The 14869-nt window shown below is 34.7% G+C and carries 17 protein-coding genes and 2 tRNA genes; 13 read left to right on the top strand and 6 right to left on the bottom strand.

The window, feature by feature from the left end:
* Positions 1-46 precede the first annotated feature (46 nt).
* The 7 genes from priA (at position 47) to cbiB (ending at position 8432) form a co-directional block, all read left to right on the top strand.
* Complete coding sequence (gene priA, locus ACMCNP_RS00430; RefSeq protein ID WP_419312298.1) at positions 47-2167, top strand: replication restart helicase PriA; 2121 nt, start codon at positions 47-49, stop codon at positions 2165-2167.
* A 47-nt stretch (positions 2168-2214) separates the two neighbouring features.
* Positions 2215-2496, top strand: coding sequence for an HU family DNA-binding protein (locus tag ACMCNP_RS00425; protein WP_419312295.1), 282 nt, complete (start codon positions 2215-2217; stop codon positions 2494-2496).
* Complete coding sequence (gene miaB / locus ACMCNP_RS00420; protein ID WP_419312292.1) at positions 2474-3598, top strand: tRNA (N6-isopentenyl adenosine(37)-C2)-methylthiotransferase MiaB; 1125 nt, start codon at positions 2474-2476, stop codon at positions 3596-3598. The genes ACMCNP_RS00425 and miaB overlap by 23 nt, the downstream gene beginning before the upstream one ends.
* A gap of 6 nt (positions 3599-3604) precedes the next feature.
* Positions 3605-4264 (top strand): histidinol phosphate phosphatase domain-containing protein, encoded by a 660-nt coding sequence (locus ACMCNP_RS00415; RefSeq protein ID WP_419312289.1) that lies wholly within the window; start codon positions 3605-3607, stop codon positions 4262-4264.
* Positions 4265-4321: 57 nt separating this feature from the next.
* Entirely contained in the window at positions 4322-4957 is a 636-nt protein-coding gene (locus ACMCNP_RS00410; protein ID WP_419312286.1) for a tetratricopeptide repeat protein, read from the top strand.
* Between the two features lie 33 nt (positions 4958-4990).
* A complete protein-coding gene (locus ACMCNP_RS00405; RefSeq protein WP_419312283.1) occupies positions 4991-7363 on the top strand; it encodes a glycoside hydrolase family 57 protein in 2373 nt (790 codons plus the stop codon).
* A gap of 70 nt (positions 7364-7433) precedes the next feature.
* Positions 7434-8432, top strand: a complete 999-nt coding sequence (gene cbiB, locus ACMCNP_RS00400) for an adenosylcobinamide-phosphate synthase CbiB (RefSeq protein WP_419312280.1) — start codon at positions 7434-7436, stop codon at positions 8430-8432.
* A gap of 32 nt (positions 8433-8464) precedes the next feature.
* Here cbiB and ACMCNP_RS00395 read toward each other — a convergent pair whose 3' ends face one another.
* From ACMCNP_RS00395 to ACMCNP_RS00380, 4 genes are all read right to left on the bottom strand, one after another.
* Positions 8465-8878 (bottom strand): hypothetical protein, encoded by a 414-nt coding sequence (locus ACMCNP_RS00395; protein WP_419312277.1) that lies wholly within the window; start codon positions 8876-8878, stop codon positions 8465-8467.
* Between the two features lie 93 nt (positions 8879-8971).
* Complete coding sequence (locus tag ACMCNP_RS00390) at positions 8972-9109, bottom strand: hypothetical protein (RefSeq protein WP_419312275.1); 138 nt, start codon at positions 9107-9109, stop codon at positions 8972-8974.
* On the bottom strand, positions 9106-9435 hold the full coding sequence (locus tag ACMCNP_RS00385) for a hypothetical protein (protein WP_419312273.1): 330 nt from the start codon (positions 9433-9435) through the stop codon (positions 9106-9108). The genes ACMCNP_RS00390 and ACMCNP_RS00385 overlap by 4 nt, the downstream gene beginning before the upstream one ends.
* A gap of 174 nt (positions 9436-9609) precedes the next feature.
* Positions 9610-10227 (bottom strand): hypothetical protein, encoded by a 618-nt coding sequence (locus tag ACMCNP_RS00380; protein WP_419312270.1) that lies wholly within the window; start codon positions 10225-10227, stop codon positions 9610-9612.
* Between the two features lie 242 nt (positions 10228-10469).
* On the opposite strand from ACMCNP_RS00380, the gene ACMCNP_RS00375 reads away from it, so the two are divergent.
* Together ACMCNP_RS00375 and ACMCNP_RS00370 are read left to right on the top strand one after the other, a co-directional pair.
* Positions 10470-10991, top strand: a complete 522-nt coding sequence (locus ACMCNP_RS00375) for a 3'-5' exonuclease (protein ID WP_419312268.1) — start codon at positions 10470-10472, stop codon at positions 10989-10991.
* 95 nt (positions 10992-11086) lie between these two features.
* On the top strand, positions 11087-11785 hold the full coding sequence (locus tag ACMCNP_RS00370; RefSeq protein WP_419312266.1) for a Bax inhibitor-1/YccA family protein: 699 nt from the start codon (positions 11087-11089) through the stop codon (positions 11783-11785).
* Here the strand turns inward: ACMCNP_RS00370 and rfaE2 are convergent.
* Entirely contained in the window at positions 11747-12268 is a 522-nt protein-coding gene (rfaE2, locus tag ACMCNP_RS00365) for a D-glycero-beta-D-manno-heptose 1-phosphate adenylyltransferase (RefSeq protein WP_419312263.1), read from the bottom strand. The genes ACMCNP_RS00370 and rfaE2 overlap by 39 nt on opposite strands.
* Before the next feature lie 199 nt (positions 12269-12467).
* Here rfaE2 and ACMCNP_RS00360 point away from each other — a divergent pair.
* Both ACMCNP_RS00360 and tatA read left to right on the top strand, forming a co-directional pair.
* Positions 12468-12557: transfer RNA gene (locus ACMCNP_RS00360), tRNA-Ser, on the top strand.
* Between the two features lie 53 nt (positions 12558-12610).
* Positions 12611-12892, top strand: a complete 282-nt coding sequence (tatA, locus tag ACMCNP_RS00355) for a twin-arginine translocase TatA/TatE family subunit (RefSeq protein WP_419312261.1) — start codon at positions 12611-12613, stop codon at positions 12890-12892.
* Between the two features lie 30 nt (positions 12893-12922).
* Here tatA and ACMCNP_RS00350 read toward each other — a convergent pair whose 3' ends face one another.
* Entirely contained in the window at positions 12923-13588 is a 666-nt protein-coding gene (locus tag ACMCNP_RS00350) for a hypothetical protein (protein ID WP_419312259.1), read from the bottom strand.
* Positions 13589-13764: 176 nt separating this feature from the next.
* On the opposite strand from ACMCNP_RS00350, the gene ACMCNP_RS00345 reads away from it, so the two are divergent.
* Together ACMCNP_RS00345 and fba are read left to right on the top strand one after the other, a co-directional pair.
* Positions 13765-13857 (top strand) — tRNA-Sec (locus ACMCNP_RS00345).
* 85 nt (positions 13858-13942) lie between these two features.
* Positions 13943-14869: a class II fructose-1,6-bisphosphate aldolase gene (gene fba / locus ACMCNP_RS00340; RefSeq protein WP_419312256.1), complete on the top strand. Its 927-nt coding sequence runs from the start codon at positions 13943-13945 to the stop codon at positions 14867-14869.

The raw sequence follows: 14869 nt of genomic DNA, 5'->3' as shown, positions 1-14869 counted from the left end.
ATTTTATATTATAATATTACGGTTAAAAATATTATAATATAAAGCTATGATAGCCGATATAGTTATTCCCAAAAGCGGAACAAATATTAAATTTATTTATTTGATACCGGAAGAATTTGAAACCGAGGCAGAAGTAGGTAGAGCAGTTATTGTCCCTCTAAAAAATAGACCGGTTTATGGTTTTATATTCGATATCAAACAAGATGAACCCTGCAGCTTTAAAAATAAAAAAATATCGTTAAAAAAGATACGTCGCATTTCAAAGGCTGTTTTTTTTAAAGAAGCCCACAAGGATATGTACAATTTTCTTATGTCCTATTATCATGAAAATATCTCCAGGGTTTTTGAGACCGTTTTGCCGTCTATAGACGTGAATCATTTTGATCTGATAGATAAATATTACAATGAAGCATTGGCTCAAAAGGCAGGCGATGCATGTATCCCCAATTCCGCATTTCTTTCCGAAGCGCCTTATGACTTGACAGTAGACCAAACAGATTCAGTGAATATAATAAAAGAGTCGATAAAAAACTGTTTTTATAAAACTTTTTTAATTCACGGCGTTACGGCAAGCGGTAAAACAGAGATTTATTTCAACCTGCTTGATTTTGCTTTAAGTTTAAATAAACAAATTATCATAATCGTTCCGGAAATATTCATTACCAATCAGTTTATTTATTTGATAAAAAAAAGATTTAAGGGATTGGCGGAGCAGAACAGTTTCGCAATATTTCACAGTAAGATTTCAAAAAAAGAAAAGTTTGTAAACTGGATAAAGATACTTAATGGCGACATTAAATTAATATTAGGTGCAAGATCCGCTATTTTTGCTCCGGTGAAAAATTCCGGGCTTGTAATAGTAGACGAAGAGCATGACGGTTCTTATAAACAACAGTCGGGGCTTCTTTATAATGCAAGGGATGTTGCCGTTATGCTGTCCAAGAAAACATCTGGAGTCTGCGTGCTGGGTTCGGCAACTCCTTCTCTCGAATCTTATTATAATGCGACAGAGCTTAAAAAATACGAATACATCTACATAAAAAGCAGGGTGAAAGGTAAATCTTTGCCGGAAACGGATATAATAGATTTAAAGACAGAATTTAAGAATTCAGGTAAAAGGAGATTTTCCGATAAAATCTTATCAAATGAAACTACCCGACTAATCGAGGAAAATATTGGCGGCAACAGGCAGGTATTGCTGTTTTTAAACAGGCGTGGATTCTCTACGTTCTTGATATGTTCGTCTTGCGGTCATCTATTTTTATGTAATAATTGCGCTATATCGTTAGTTTACCATAAAAATAAAAACGCAGATGCAGGAGGCTTCTTAAAGTGTCATTATTGCGGTCATAGCGAAGATATTCCTAAACTCTGCCCGGAATGCGGTATGGATACCATTGAACCTTACGGGATAGGTGTCCAAAAATTAGAAGACGTCGTGAAAACATTATTTGCCGTTCGCGAAGACGTTAAAATAGAAAGGATAGATTCGGATATTGCGAAAAGCGGGAAAAACGGAGCGGATATATTTAAGAAAATGCAAAAAAAGGAAATAGATATATTGATAGGTACCCAGATTATAACTAAGGGACACGACTTTCCGGACGTAGGTCTCGTTGTGGTTATTTTGGCAGATAGCTTATTGAACATACCGGATTTCAGAAGTTCCGAAAAGGCATTCCAAGTACTCACTCAGGTTTCCGGGAGGGCGGGAAGGGGAGAGGGGCGCGGCAGAATTGCAATACAAACGTTTATAGGGAACAACTATTTATTGCGATACGTTGCGACTCATGATACAAAAGGTTTTTACGAAAAAGAACTTGCAATAAGAAAAGAATATGGCTACCCGCCTTATACGAAAATAGTAGCATTGAAATTAACGGATAAAAATGTCGACAGGCTAAAAGTAATGGCATCCGATTTAAAGGAGGTAGTAGATTTTAATATAAAATCACCCGATTTTACTAACATATCTATTTTGGGTCCTTCGCCGTGTCCGATAGAAAAAATAAAGAACGATTTTAGATATCAGTTAATATTAAAGGGATATCCGCAGGTATCTAATCTGCATAAATTAATAAATATATTGCGAGGAAACGAACGCTTATCCGGATATTTTTCTTCTCAAAAGATAGTTATAGATGTTGACCCTGATATCCTTATGTGATAAACTTTAACATTAATATAAACCCGATAAAATTAAGAGGAGTCTCAATGAATAGGGCACAATTTATCGAAAAATTTGCAAACAAAAATGATATTCCGATAAAAATGGCGGATAAAATAGTAAGCACCATATTAAATGAAATAAAAAATGCTTTGATTCAAGAAAAGAGAGTAGAAATAAGAGGATTTGGAAGTTTTTCCGTTAAAGAATATAAGCCGTATTCCGGAAGAAATCCAAAAACAGGCGAAAAAATAGAGATCAAAAAAAAGTCGGCTCCGGTTTTTAAAGTCAGTAAGATTTATAAAAATGACCTTATTAAGGGAAAATAATCGTAATAGCAAGGGGTTTTTCATTAAAACTTACGGCTGTCAGATGAATCTTCACGATTCCAACTCAATAGAGAGCAGTCTTTTGAAAAAGGGGTTTTATAAAGCCGATTCCATAAAAAACGCAGATATAATTATTTTTAATACTTGTAGCGTACGAGACAACGCCGACCACAAAATCGTTTCCGAATTAGGCAGATTTAAAAAAAATTCCGATAAAGATAAAAAGATTGTTCTTGCCGGATGTTTTGCGAAGCAGATTAAATTGAAAAATAAGGAAGAATCCGGCTTATCCTTTGATTACTGTTTCGGTCCCGACGAAATAACGTCTATTCCGGATATTCTTGCCGAAGAAATGGAAGAAGGATTAGATAAGATGGACGAGTCGGCAGGTTTTATTACGGACGCAATGTCTGAAAACGGGTCAGTAACCGTTAAAATTATTGAGGGGTGTAGTAATTACTGCTCATACTGTATAGTTCCGTATGTCAGGGGAGAGGAAAAATCGGTACCGTTAGGTATTATTTACGATACGGTTAAAAGGCATGTTTTAAACGGCGATAGAGAGATCTTGTTTTTGGGTCAAAACGTAAATTCGTATATATCCCCGGATGACGATACAAAACGATTTTGCTATCTGCTGAAATTGATTTCTAAAATTGAAGGTTTAGGCAAAATTAGATTCTTAACCTCTCATCCTAAAGATTTTAATGACGAACTTATTAAACTAATTTGCAGCAACGATAAAATTTCCAAAGACATTCACTTGCCGGTTCAGTCCGGTTCCGATAAGATTTTATCGGCTATGAATAGGGGCTATACGAGGCAGGATTATTTAAAACTTGCGAGGAAGTTAAAGAATGGGCATTCCGATATATCTATTTCTTCCGATATAATAGTCGGCTTTCCGGGTGAAACGGATGAAGACTTTAAAATGACGCTTTCTTTAATGGATGAAATAAAATTTGATTTTATTTTCGGTTTTAAATATTCTCCGAGACCCTTTACTAAAGCTTCCGAAATTGAGGACGACGTTTCAATAGGTATAAAGAAAGAACGACTTAAAAGAGTATTTGAAAAGCAAAAAAAAATAAAGAACGGATAAGGGATAATGATAGATTTTCATATGCACACGATATTTTCGGATGGAGAACTTGTTCCGGCGGAACTGATTAGAAGGGCTATATATTCCGGAATGGAGGCAATAGCAATAACCGATCACGCCGATTTTTCCAACATAGAACATAATTTATCCAATATTAAAAAAATTTGTGAGAAAACAAATTCATTTTATGGCAGCAGTAACAAATTTACGGTACTGCCCGGCGTGGAAATAACCCATGTCCCTCCCACCCTTATAAAAGACGCCGTCGATCTTGCGCGAAAATGCGGTGCGCTGATAGTTATCGTTCATGGTGAAACCTTGAGCGAACCGGTAGAAAAGGGGACTAATTTAGCTGCATTAAAAGAAAATATCGATATATTAGCACACCCAGGTTTGATTTCCGAAGAAGAGGCCCTGATCGCAAAAAAGAACGGTGTATGCTTAGAACTTTCTTACAGGAAGGGACACTGCCTCGCGAACGGACATACGGCTAAAATTGCCGCGAAAACAGGAGCAAAACTTATTATATCAAGCGATACCCATTCGCCTTGCGATATTATGGACGAGGCGATTTACGACGGCATCGGATTCGGTGCCGGGTTGACGCAGATAGAATTAAAAAGCATAAAAGATAACGTCTCAATATTATTAAAAAAATATGCTTGATTTTTATATAGATATTTTATAACATTAGCTAATCATAATGTTCCGGAGAAAATACATATGGATAAAATAGACGTAGACGGTTTTTTAATAAAAAATAAATTTCTGCTTATCGGGGTTATAGTATTAATTATTTTAATAATAGGCTCTGTTTTCGGTATCAGGTATTACTACGGCAACGTAAATAAAAATGCCGATAAATTATTATGGAAGGGTATAAGGCTTTATGTATCATTTAATGGTAAAAATAAGAAGGTTATATATAAGTCCGTTTCTTATCTTAAAAAGCTTCGACATGAATATGTCGGAACGAGTGCTTATAAAATTTCTAACTTTTATACGGGATTAGATTACATGAAGATCGGCAATTTTAAAAAAGCCAAGTCTTATTTGACGAAGTATATAGCCGCTTATCCGAAACCGGGTCCCGATAATTTAACATATTTAGCTTATGGTAATCTTGCAACCGTCTCTATTTTTAAGAAGGATTATAAGAACGCTATTTTAGATTTTGCGAAAATGTCTAAAATAGATGGCGTCAAACTTCAGGAGTACGCAATGCTAAAAGAAGCCACGCTGTACACGCAAATAAAAGAACCTAAAAAGGCGGTGTCCATTTATAAAGCGATGCTTACCAACGATGCAATGACTAAAGATAGGGGATATATAGAAAATCTAATACAATTGAACTCTTAATGTGCCCTTTATCCAACTAATTTCAATATCAAAGTGAATTCTATAAACGTAATATTCTTGTGGCATTTTCACCAGCCTTATTATAAGGATGATTTTACCGGTGAAATATTAATGCCGTGGACGAGGCTGCATGCCACTAAGGACTATCGTTTTATGGGAGAGATTTTAAAAAATTATCCCAAAGTTCATGCCGTTTTTAACTATTCTCCTTCTTTACTGACACAATTAGACGATTACGTTAATAATTACGATAATACGCTTAAAAACGAAAAATTTTTAAGCATTTCCGCCAAGAAGATACTCGAGTTAACTGCTGACGACAAACTGTTTATTCTCGATAAATTATTCCCAGCCTGTTCTTCAGGCAAACATTTTTTAGAAAAAAGCGAAAGGTTTAAGCAACTTTATTACAGGTTAAGAGACGCCGGCACTTCGATAGGGCTTGGAGAGAAAATAAGTTTATTTACAAATCAGGATTATTTAGACATAATAGTCCTGTTTAACATTATGTGGATAGATCCGATTTCAATAAATTCGGATGAATTTTTGACGGCGTTAAAGAATAAGGATAAAAAATTTACCGTAGCAGAAAAAAATGTATTGATCAAAGAAAAAATTCCGCAGATTTTAAATAAAATATTTCCGCTAATAACCGAACTTGCAGGCAACGGTCAGATTGAGCTTTCGGCAAGCCCTTATTATCACCCTATATTGCCTTTATTATGCGATACCGATATAGCCGATTTTCATGACGGCATAGTGCTCCCTAAGCCCTTTAGGCACCCTGAAGACGCCGATTATCAAATTAAAAGCGCTATAAATTATTTCGATGAAAAATTAAATTATAAAATAAATGGAATGTGGCCGTCCGAGGGGAGTGTAAGCGAAAGAACGCTAAAACTTTTCATAGATAATAATATAAATTGGATAGCGACGGATGAAGAAATATTATTTAATTCGATAGGCGTTAATTTTTCGGATATTAATAATAGAAAACTGCTTTATATGCCGTATGTAGTCAAGAGAGGCAATGGATATTTATATATATTCTTTAGAGATAAAATGCTTTCCGATTCAATAGGGTTTAAATATTCAAACTATGAGCCCGAAGCAGCAGCCGAAGATTTAATAAATAACTTGAAAAACATAGCTTTAAGTTTGCATAATTACAATGAAAATGACTTGCCGGTAGTATCTATAATATTAGACGGAGAAAATGCATGGGAATATTATAAAAACAACGGATACGATTTTTTTAATTACCTTTACGAAGGATTATCTAATAATACGGAAATTATAAATACCGTAACCGCGAGTGAGTACATAAAAAAAGTAGAAAATACCCTAAAAATAACCGACGATATTGATAAAACGTCAAATTCAATAGAAAATGGCAAAACAGGTGTCAAAATTAAACAATTTTTAGATATTAGACGGAATCAGGGGCGTAATATTGATTTTTCCGAGATTTATAATATTCCGACTATATATCCTGGCTCATGGATTAACCATAACTTTAGAATCTGGATAGGAGATAGCGAGGATAATAAGGCATGGGATTTACTTTCAAAAACAAGAAGCTATCTTGTAAATAAAACCAATAATAGTATACGGGAAGAAGGAGGGTTGCGCGGCGAATATTTAAAAGCCGCATGGAAACAGCTTTATATCGCCGAGGGAAGCGATTACAACTGGTGGTATGGAGAGGATAGAACATCAGGTATAGATGAAGAATATGATCTGTTATACAGAACCCATATTATAAATGTTTATAAGTTTTTGAATGATAATCCACCTGATGATTATTTTATTCCGGTATTAGAAGGAAAAAGAGCGGTGAAACCGAATCTGAATATAGTATCGTTTATAAATCCGAAAATAGACGGTATTACCGGTAGTTATTTTGAGTGGCTCGGAAGTGCCGTCTATTTTCCGAATATCATATCCGGAAAAGCGATGGCGCATACGGACAGGTTTATAAAGAGATTATATTACGGATTTAATGAAAACATGTTTTTTATGAGATTTGACTTTTTCAAGAAAGAAAGTCAAGACTTGTCGGATAAAATGCTGAATATAAAATTTATAAATCCTGCAAATATTGAAATAAATATCGAATTTTATATTATGGATAATAATATATTGAATTTATCAGTTAAATCATCTTTAACTAATAAAAAATCGGTCAGTCGAGAATCGGGTTTGGAAGTTGTTTTTAAAGATATCCTCGAAGCGGCAATTCCGCTTTCCATTTTTAATGGGGATTCCCTCAGCAATATATATTTTTATGCAGTTCTTACCTATAAAGACAATCCTTTGGTTGAGATAGAACGTTTTCCGGTTAACGGATATTTTGAAACGACTGTTCCAAATAAAAACTTCGAAATAATTAACTGGCTTGTATAAATTAATAAATAAATAATTTTAGATGTTATGTCCCATAAGGGACATTATGTAAACTACTTAATATTTTTTGATGATTATTCTTCCCGTAGCTTTTTTGCTTGAATTTTATATCGGCTCTATCCGATATAAATTGCATCCGTTGAACATAATGGGAAAAATTGCATTTTTTTTAGAAAAAGTATTTTACAGCGTTTCTGATGATTTTCTTTCCGGTCTGCTATTTAACCTTGCTGCAATTTTTTTAATAATAGTCGTTTTTGCGGTAATCGACATTATAACGATTAAGATCTCCATATTTTTATTCTACTCCTTTTCTGTTTATATCCTGCTTTCTTTTCTTTCTACTGGCGGTCTAAAATATGAAGGTATGAAAATATATCGGTTTCTAAAGGCAAACGATATTGAAAGCGCAAGAAAAGCCCTTATGTCTCTTGCCGGCAGAGACAGTCATAATCTTAACCTGTCTGAAATTTCAAGGGCCGTTATCGAATCGATTGCGGAAAATACCGGAGACGGTATGGGTTCGGTAGTTTTTTATTTTACAATAGGATTAATCTTCGGATTATTATATAAACCGTTTCAAATGCCCTTTGCAGTTGCCTTAGGTATCGCCTTTGCGGTTATTTACAAAAGCGTAAACCTTATGGATTCGTTAGTAGGATATAGAAATAAAAAATATGAGAAATTTGGTAGTTTTTCTGCTCGTTTAGACGATGCCTTAAACTATATTCCCTTTAGAATAACCGCATTTTTTATGCTTTTATCGACGCTTATTTACAGTAGTTATGATATTAAAGAAGCACTTAAATCATGGGTCAAGTTTAGAAAGAATCACCCGAGTCCAAACGGAGGACAGCTTGAATCCGTAATAGCGGGAGCGCTGCGAATAAAATTAGGCGGGATCAACCATTACGGCGGCGTTGAAAGCAAAAGACCTGTTATGGGGTTTGAAAATTACGGCGCTGCAAGCAAAGAAAATATTATAGATACTATACATATTATGGAATTGACATCCGTTCTTCTTGTCATTTTCTATACCTTATTGCCGGCGATTGCGTTTTTCGTTTAATTATTTCGTAAATTTATTCTATACTTCTAATTTTATTGGTTTATTTGCACGATTGCCCAAGATGATAAACCGTCAGGTCGTACGCTTACATGTTCACCCGGATACAGGCAGTGAAACTTGCTCATTTGGTGCGTGTTTTGAATGGTAATCATTTTACCCGATAACAGCTCAATCTCGTTATAACAGTGGCTGAGACCTTGACTGTCGGGCTTGCAGTTGGAATCCGTCTTTACGATCCCCAATGCCGGACTTAAAATCTTACCTTGAATGATAGGTACAAAATAGCGTCCTGCCTTACCATTTACATACCAAGAGCTGGGACCATGAACTCTACTGGGAAGCTTGGGCTCCCAAGCCAAAGCAAAAGAGGAAAATCCTATAATAAAAAATCCAATTATTAAAATGAATGATATAAATTTTTTCCAACCTATATTGTATAAATTCATAATTTCTCCTTAAATTGAAGCCGGTTAGACTTTTTTACGAACAATTTTATACCTATCCTCTCTCAGGCAAATAATTAAATTCATTGCATTTAATTAAAACTTATTTAAATCAGGGATAAATTCCAATTTATTGAAACCGTAATCGTCTCCGGATGCAAATCGGTCTAAAATACTTTTCATAGTGCGTGACGTATTATTTTTCAGTTTCATCCATGCTGCCGTTCCTTTCAAAAACTTATCTTTTTCAATAATCCAATCGGTATCGTCTCCAAACTCATGATTAAAAAAACCTTTTTGGATATAATATCGAATGAATCAAACATGCGGGATGTAAAGAAAATACCTTTCCCGGTATGGCTTTTAGTGTCCGCCGTAAGTTTTCCTTTGTGTAATTCAAAAACGGCATGCAGTTCGTCAAGAAGATTTAATCCTCTTTTAATTTTATTAAAGATACCTACCCCGTTATTAAATAGCAACATTTCTGTGTTAACTGCATCTTTTCTTGTCGCTATTAAGATTTTGGAATCGCCGGGATAGTCAATCGCATCATTAAACATTTCCGTAAATCCATAGCTCCAAATATTTAAAATATTATCCGGTAATGATAAAGATAACCGTACTAATAGAATTAGTCCATACCAAATCCTCGGCTAAGTTGGGCGTTTTTTGAATAAGGTAAACAAACTATCGCATGTCATTCTCAAGCCCTAAAATCAATTCCTTTGCTGCAATCATAATGTACTGTATTCATCTATAACCAAATTATAATTGGGAATATTTTGACTGCCTATAAAATCTCTTATCATATCTATTTGTTTATATTTATCTATAAAATAATCCTCAAATGGAATATATAATATAGGAATAGAATAATTAATTTTATTTAAACCTTCAATTATAAATCTATCATATATATTAGCTAATTTAAGTCCATCTTTTATACTAATTTTATCCCTATTGTATAAACTTTTAGCCACATTATATGAATTTCTAAAACATATTAGAAGCATAGGATTTTCTAATAATTGTATATATTTATCAAAAAACAGCGTACTACGAGGGTCCTTCCAACCCCATATTTCAGACTTATTTTTATTAATTATAGATTTTGCCTCACATATATTATCATCAAAAGACTTATGCAAATCATCTTGAGACGGAATATTGTTCCAATTACCCCCTGCATGTTTTAAAAGCTTTTCATGAAACGTCATAAATTCAATATTCTCAAAATGACCTGCAGGATTACTTGAATTTGCGCCTATTAAGTTTTTTCCAATATTAACGCCTAAGTCCTGACAAATACAAGATGTTAAACTTGTTCCGGATCTATGCATGCCAATAATCATTATATCTTTCAATTTAGAATTTATAATGTTAGTCGGTTATTTTATTAATGTCGTCAGGATATTTTTTAACTTGTTCAAAGATATGACGCCGTATATATCCCTCTTCCCCGTTTATTCCGATTGTTATAATTCTTTTTCTATTTATTGTCAACTAAAATTTATAACCCGAAAAAGTACCTTGACTTTTTAATTGCGGTACAATATATTATATATGGCAATCAAACTTAAAGGTTTATAGACGGTTGATTATCTTAGATTTTGAGACAAACTCTACGAACATACATGACGTAATCGAAGCAGCAGCTTTTCGTGTTAAACAAGTAGGCAACAAATATATTGTCATAAGTACCTTTCATAGATATTATTTCTCAAAATACAACCTGAATACTTATGCTTTAGCAATCCATAAACTATCCCCTGAAAGGCTTGAAGAACTAAGAACCGGCGTCAGTTATTCGGAGTATTTTGAGAATGACTTAGATTTTGTAGAGTTTTGTGATGGTGCTGAGACTCTTGTTGCTCACAACATCTCGTTTGAACTTCGCCATATAGGAGATTTGGTTTTATTTAAGAATCACTTTTGCACTATGAAAGAGAATAAAAATATTGTTAAAGCTACAAATGTAGCGGGAGATTTAAAAAATCCGAAACTGATTGAGACTTGCTCTTACTACAATATTGAGTTTGACGACAAGCAATACCATAGCGCTATTTACGATGTAACCAAAACTTTAGAAGTTTTAAATGAGATGAAAATAATATAAATATTCACATCTAAAAAAGGCATCTCGACTTTTTCTGAGTATAGCGCTGAAAATAAGGACATAATTTTATAAATAAACCGGAGGAAAAAAAATAAGTGAATTATAATTATGATATTACGAGCGTACGGGGACAGGCAGTAGAAGGTCTGTCCGATTTTTTCAGGGGTATTTTTACGTGGATGACTTTAGGGCTTGCGATAACAGGAGTGGTTTCTTATCTTATAGCCATGGATAAGCCGGTCGTTCAGTATCTTTACACTCATATTTTATTATTTTATGTGTTAATAGGGCTTCAACTCGTTGCCGTTTTACTGTTGTCGTTCGGGATAAACAAATTCCCCGCTTATATTAGCGAGATAATATTTTTATCATACTCCGCGCTAACGGGAATTACGTTTTCTTTCATTTTTTTAGTTTATACTAGTCAATCGATAGGCGAAGTGTTCTTTATCACGGCTGCGTCTTTCGGTATATTAGCGTTCTTGGGCTATACTACCAAAAGGGATTTGACTAAAATGGGAAATTTCATGATGGTAGGATTGTTTGCTATAATGATAGCTATGGTCGTAAATTTCTTTCTTCACAGCTCTGCCTTAATGTACGTTATATCAGTTCTCGGAGTCGTTATATTCCTGGGCTTAACCGCATATGATATGCAAAAACTCAAACAAATATATTTAAGCGGTTCTTTCGACGAAAGAAAAGAAACGGTTATGGGAGCCTTGACATTATATCTGGACTTTATAAACCTGTTTTTAATGCTTTTGATGTTGTTCGGTCAGAGAAGGGATTGATTTTATCGCCTTTATAATACTGCTCGTGGATTTTCCGTTTACAAAGTCTATTAATATCGTCAGTCCGCCGGATGATTCTACAATATCGCATCCTACTATGTTTTTTCCGTCGTAATCGCCTCCTTTAACTAAAAAATCGGGATTTATTTCTTTTATTAAATTATAAGGCGTATCTTCATCGAATATCACGACGTAATCGACCGGTTTCAGATTTACCAAGACATATGCCCTGTCTCTTTCGTTTATTATCGGCCTACCCTTTCCTTTAAGCCGCTCGACCGATTTATCGCTGTTTAATCCGACTATAAGTATGTCGCCGAGGGCTTTTGCTTTATTAAGATAGCTCACGTGTCCAACGTGTATAATGTCGAAACATCCGTTAGTAAATACTATTTTCTTGGAGGATTTCTTGAGTCCCGATATCTCTTTTTTTATTTCATTTAATTCTATGATTTTATCGGATTGACAAGCGGTGTTTTTCATACTTGGTGAGAATCATCTGATATATGTTAATGAATCAAGAAACCCCCCGACATATTCAACATATATCGAGGGGAAAAATGGAGAAAAGAATTACTGTTGTTTAGTTTATCAAAATATATTCTTTTGTCAACAAAAAAATAAGGGGTATTGAATATATTTTTAAATAATGATAAGCTATATCATATATATAAGGATATGCGGAGAGGTGTCCGAGAGGCCGAAGGAGCATGACTGGAAATCATGTATAGATGCAAGTCTATCGAGGGTTCGAATCCCTCCCTCTCCGCCAGTTAAAAGATAACAGTTATATTTTAAGAAATTAATCGTAACAGGGGGAATAAAATGTTCGGTTTTAGTTATTACGGCATAATAATTATTTTTGTAATCGTTTTTCTGATATTTGGAGCCGGCAAACTTCCGGAGATAGGTAGCGGTATAGGAAAGGCTCTTAAAAATTTCAAAAACAGCGTTTCAGGAAATGATGAAATAGACGTTACGCCTAAAGAAGAAGAGAAGCCTAAAATAAAAAAGAAACAGATATCAAGAACAAGTTCTGCTTCGTCACCTCAAAAAAGAAAAAGACAAACCCGCTCCGGAACTGCTAAAACTACTAAGAAAGCCTGATTATAACTCATATTATGTAAAGATATAATATTATTTTTTAATTCGATAGAAGTGGCTAATCGTAATCGAATAATTTTTTGAGTTTGGGCTTATGTCCAAAAAAACCAACATAAATTTTATGGGATGGTTGGGTAATATTTCTACGTTAGACATATTTACGCCTTCTTTATTGCCTAACGCCATATTGACTGCAATATTGGACATATCTTCGAGTTTTTTAAGTTTTATAAAATTGCCGGCATAAACATGTTTCGTCAAGAGAACTATATTCTTAGTACTATATAATTTTCCATCAAGTTTGACATAACTTATGGAAAATTTGTTTTTATTGACTATATAACCGGTAATTAAAAGGTTGTTCTCTGGAAGCGTTAAGGGTCTGTAAACCTTGGTTTTTAACCCAAATATTTCTACGTTAGTATTATTGCCGGGAAACAATATTATGAGTAAGTAATATGCCGATAAAAATGCCGCAATTCCGAGCATGACGTAAAATATTTTTTTTAAATCATTTTTATTTGCATTAATACCCTTTCTTTTTTCGGAACCCCTGCCGTTTTTATTTGCTTTATTATTGTTCGAATCAGCCTTTGTACCGGACGCATTATTATCTCCGTTTTTCTCTCCGATAGAAAAACCGTTTTTATCATAGCTTTCTTTGAAGAACTCGTCTTCCCCTATTTTCCACTTATCCATTTTAACTGTTTGTTCTACCCCTTTATTTTTTATTTTATCATTATAAATTATAACTCAATAATGCTATAAATGCTATATTTTATCATATAAATATAGAATGCGCCGTATTAACGGGATGTTTAAATGGCTTGAATAATGGGCATTTGTATGATAACATTTTAATCGTGATGGAAGAAGGAAGCGGATAGACGGCTGGTGCCTCTCTTTGACTTCAAATCAACAGTCGCTCCTACAAAGGGTGAGGTGGGTTCGATTCCCATACGCTTCCGCCGTTTAGTTTATTTTTTTTGATACGAGATATAATATCGGTATTGTGTAACAAAACTAATGATTTAAATAAAAAGGGGGACTAAAATGTCTTTGATATCCACAAAAATCATACTCGATAACGCCGATAAAAACGGTTACGCGGTAGGGGCTTTCAACATCAATGATATGGAGTTCTTGCAAGCGATATTTTCCGCCGCTTTAGCCGAAAAGTCGCCTATAATCATTGCGGCAAGCGAAGGCGCCATGAAATATGCCGGCGCAGATATGATATATTCTATGGTTAAAACCATTTCGGATGCCCATCCGGATATTCCGGTTGCTCTTCATCTTGACCACGGTTCAAATCTGAGTGCGGTTATGACCGCAATAAGGGCCGGTTTTACATCCGTCATGATAGATGCATCTCATTTTCCGTTCGAAGAAAATCTTAAAATAACAAAACAGGTGGTCAATATTTGTCACCCTCTCGGAATATCGGTCGAAGCCGAACTCGGAAGGCTTAAGGGTATTGAAGATAATGTTTCCGTTGCGGAAAGGGATGCCGTTCTTGTAAATCCAGAAGAAGCTGTAGATTTTGTTTCTGCATCCGGCATCGATTTTCTTGCCCCGGCAATAGGCACTTCCCATGGAGCATTTAAATTTAAGGGCGAAGCTAAACTAGATTTTGAACGCCTAAAAAAAGTAAAGGAGTTGACCGGCATCCCCCTTGTTCTTCATGGCGCTTCATCCGTTCCCGAGGCCGCATCTAAAAAATTTGAAGAATTCGGCGGAGATTTAAAGGGAGCGAAAGGCGTCCCGTTCGATGTCCTAAAAGAAGCGATAAAATATGGAATAAACAAGGTCAATACAGATACAGATCTGCGCATATCCTTTTTGGCAAGGGTTAGGGAAAGCATTGCTACGGATAAAACACAGATAGACCCGAGAAAAATTTTCGGTCCCGCAAGAGATTACGTTACGGAGATCATAAGAGAAAGAATGAAGATTCTTGACTCATCCGGAAGGTTATGA

This window comes from Candidatus Acidulodesulfobacterium sp. H_13 (assembly GCF_048541835.1).
Classification (GTDB): domain Bacteria; phylum SZUA-79; class SZUA-79; order Acidulodesulfobacterales; family Acidulodesulfobacteraceae; genus QIJE01.
This window is presented reverse-complemented; position numbering and strand designations above follow the sequence as displayed.

Coding starts and splice junctions, on each gene's coding strand:
- tatA (WP_419312261.1), top strand. CDS start 12,611: ATGTTCGGTTTTAGTTATTACGGCATAATAATTATTTTTGTAATCGTT.
- ACMCNP_RS00385 (WP_419312273.1), bottom strand. CDS start 9,435: ATGTTTAATGATGCGATTGACTATCCCGGCGATTCCAAAATCTTAATA.
- fba (WP_419312256.1), top strand. CDS start 13,943: ATGTCTTTGATATCCACAAAAATCATACTCGATAACGCCGATAAAAAC.
- ACMCNP_RS00410 (WP_419312286.1), top strand. CDS start 4,322: ATGGATAAAATAGACGTAGACGGTTTTTTAATAAAAAATAAATTTCTG.
- priA (WP_419312298.1), top strand. CDS start 47: ATGATAGCCGATATAGTTATTCCCAAAAGCGGAACAAATATTAAATTT.
- ACMCNP_RS00380 (WP_419312270.1), bottom strand. CDS start 10,227: ATGATTATTGGCATGCATAGATCCGGAACAAGTTTAACATCTTGTATT.
- miaB (WP_419312292.1), top strand. CDS start 2,474: ATGACCTTATTAAGGGAAAATAATCGTAATAGCAAGGGGTTTTTCATT.
- ACMCNP_RS00395 (WP_419312277.1), bottom strand. CDS start 8,878: ATGAATTTATACAATATAGGTTGGAAAAAATTTATATCATTCATTTTA.
- ACMCNP_RS00350 (WP_419312259.1), bottom strand. CDS start 13,588: ATGGATAAGTGGAAAATAGGGGAAGACGAGTTCTTCAAAGAAAGCTAT.
- ACMCNP_RS00425 (WP_419312295.1), top strand. CDS start 2,215: ATGAATAGGGCACAATTTATCGAAAAATTTGCAAACAAAAATGATATT.
- cbiB (WP_419312280.1), top strand. CDS start 7,434: ATGATTATTCTTCCCGTAGCTTTTTTGCTTGAATTTTATATCGGCTCT.
- ACMCNP_RS00415 (WP_419312289.1), top strand. CDS start 3,605: ATGATAGATTTTCATATGCACACGATATTTTCGGATGGAGAACTTGTT.
- rfaE2 (WP_419312263.1), bottom strand. CDS start 12,268: ATGAAAAACACCGCTTGTCAATCCGATAAAATCATAGAATTAAATGAA.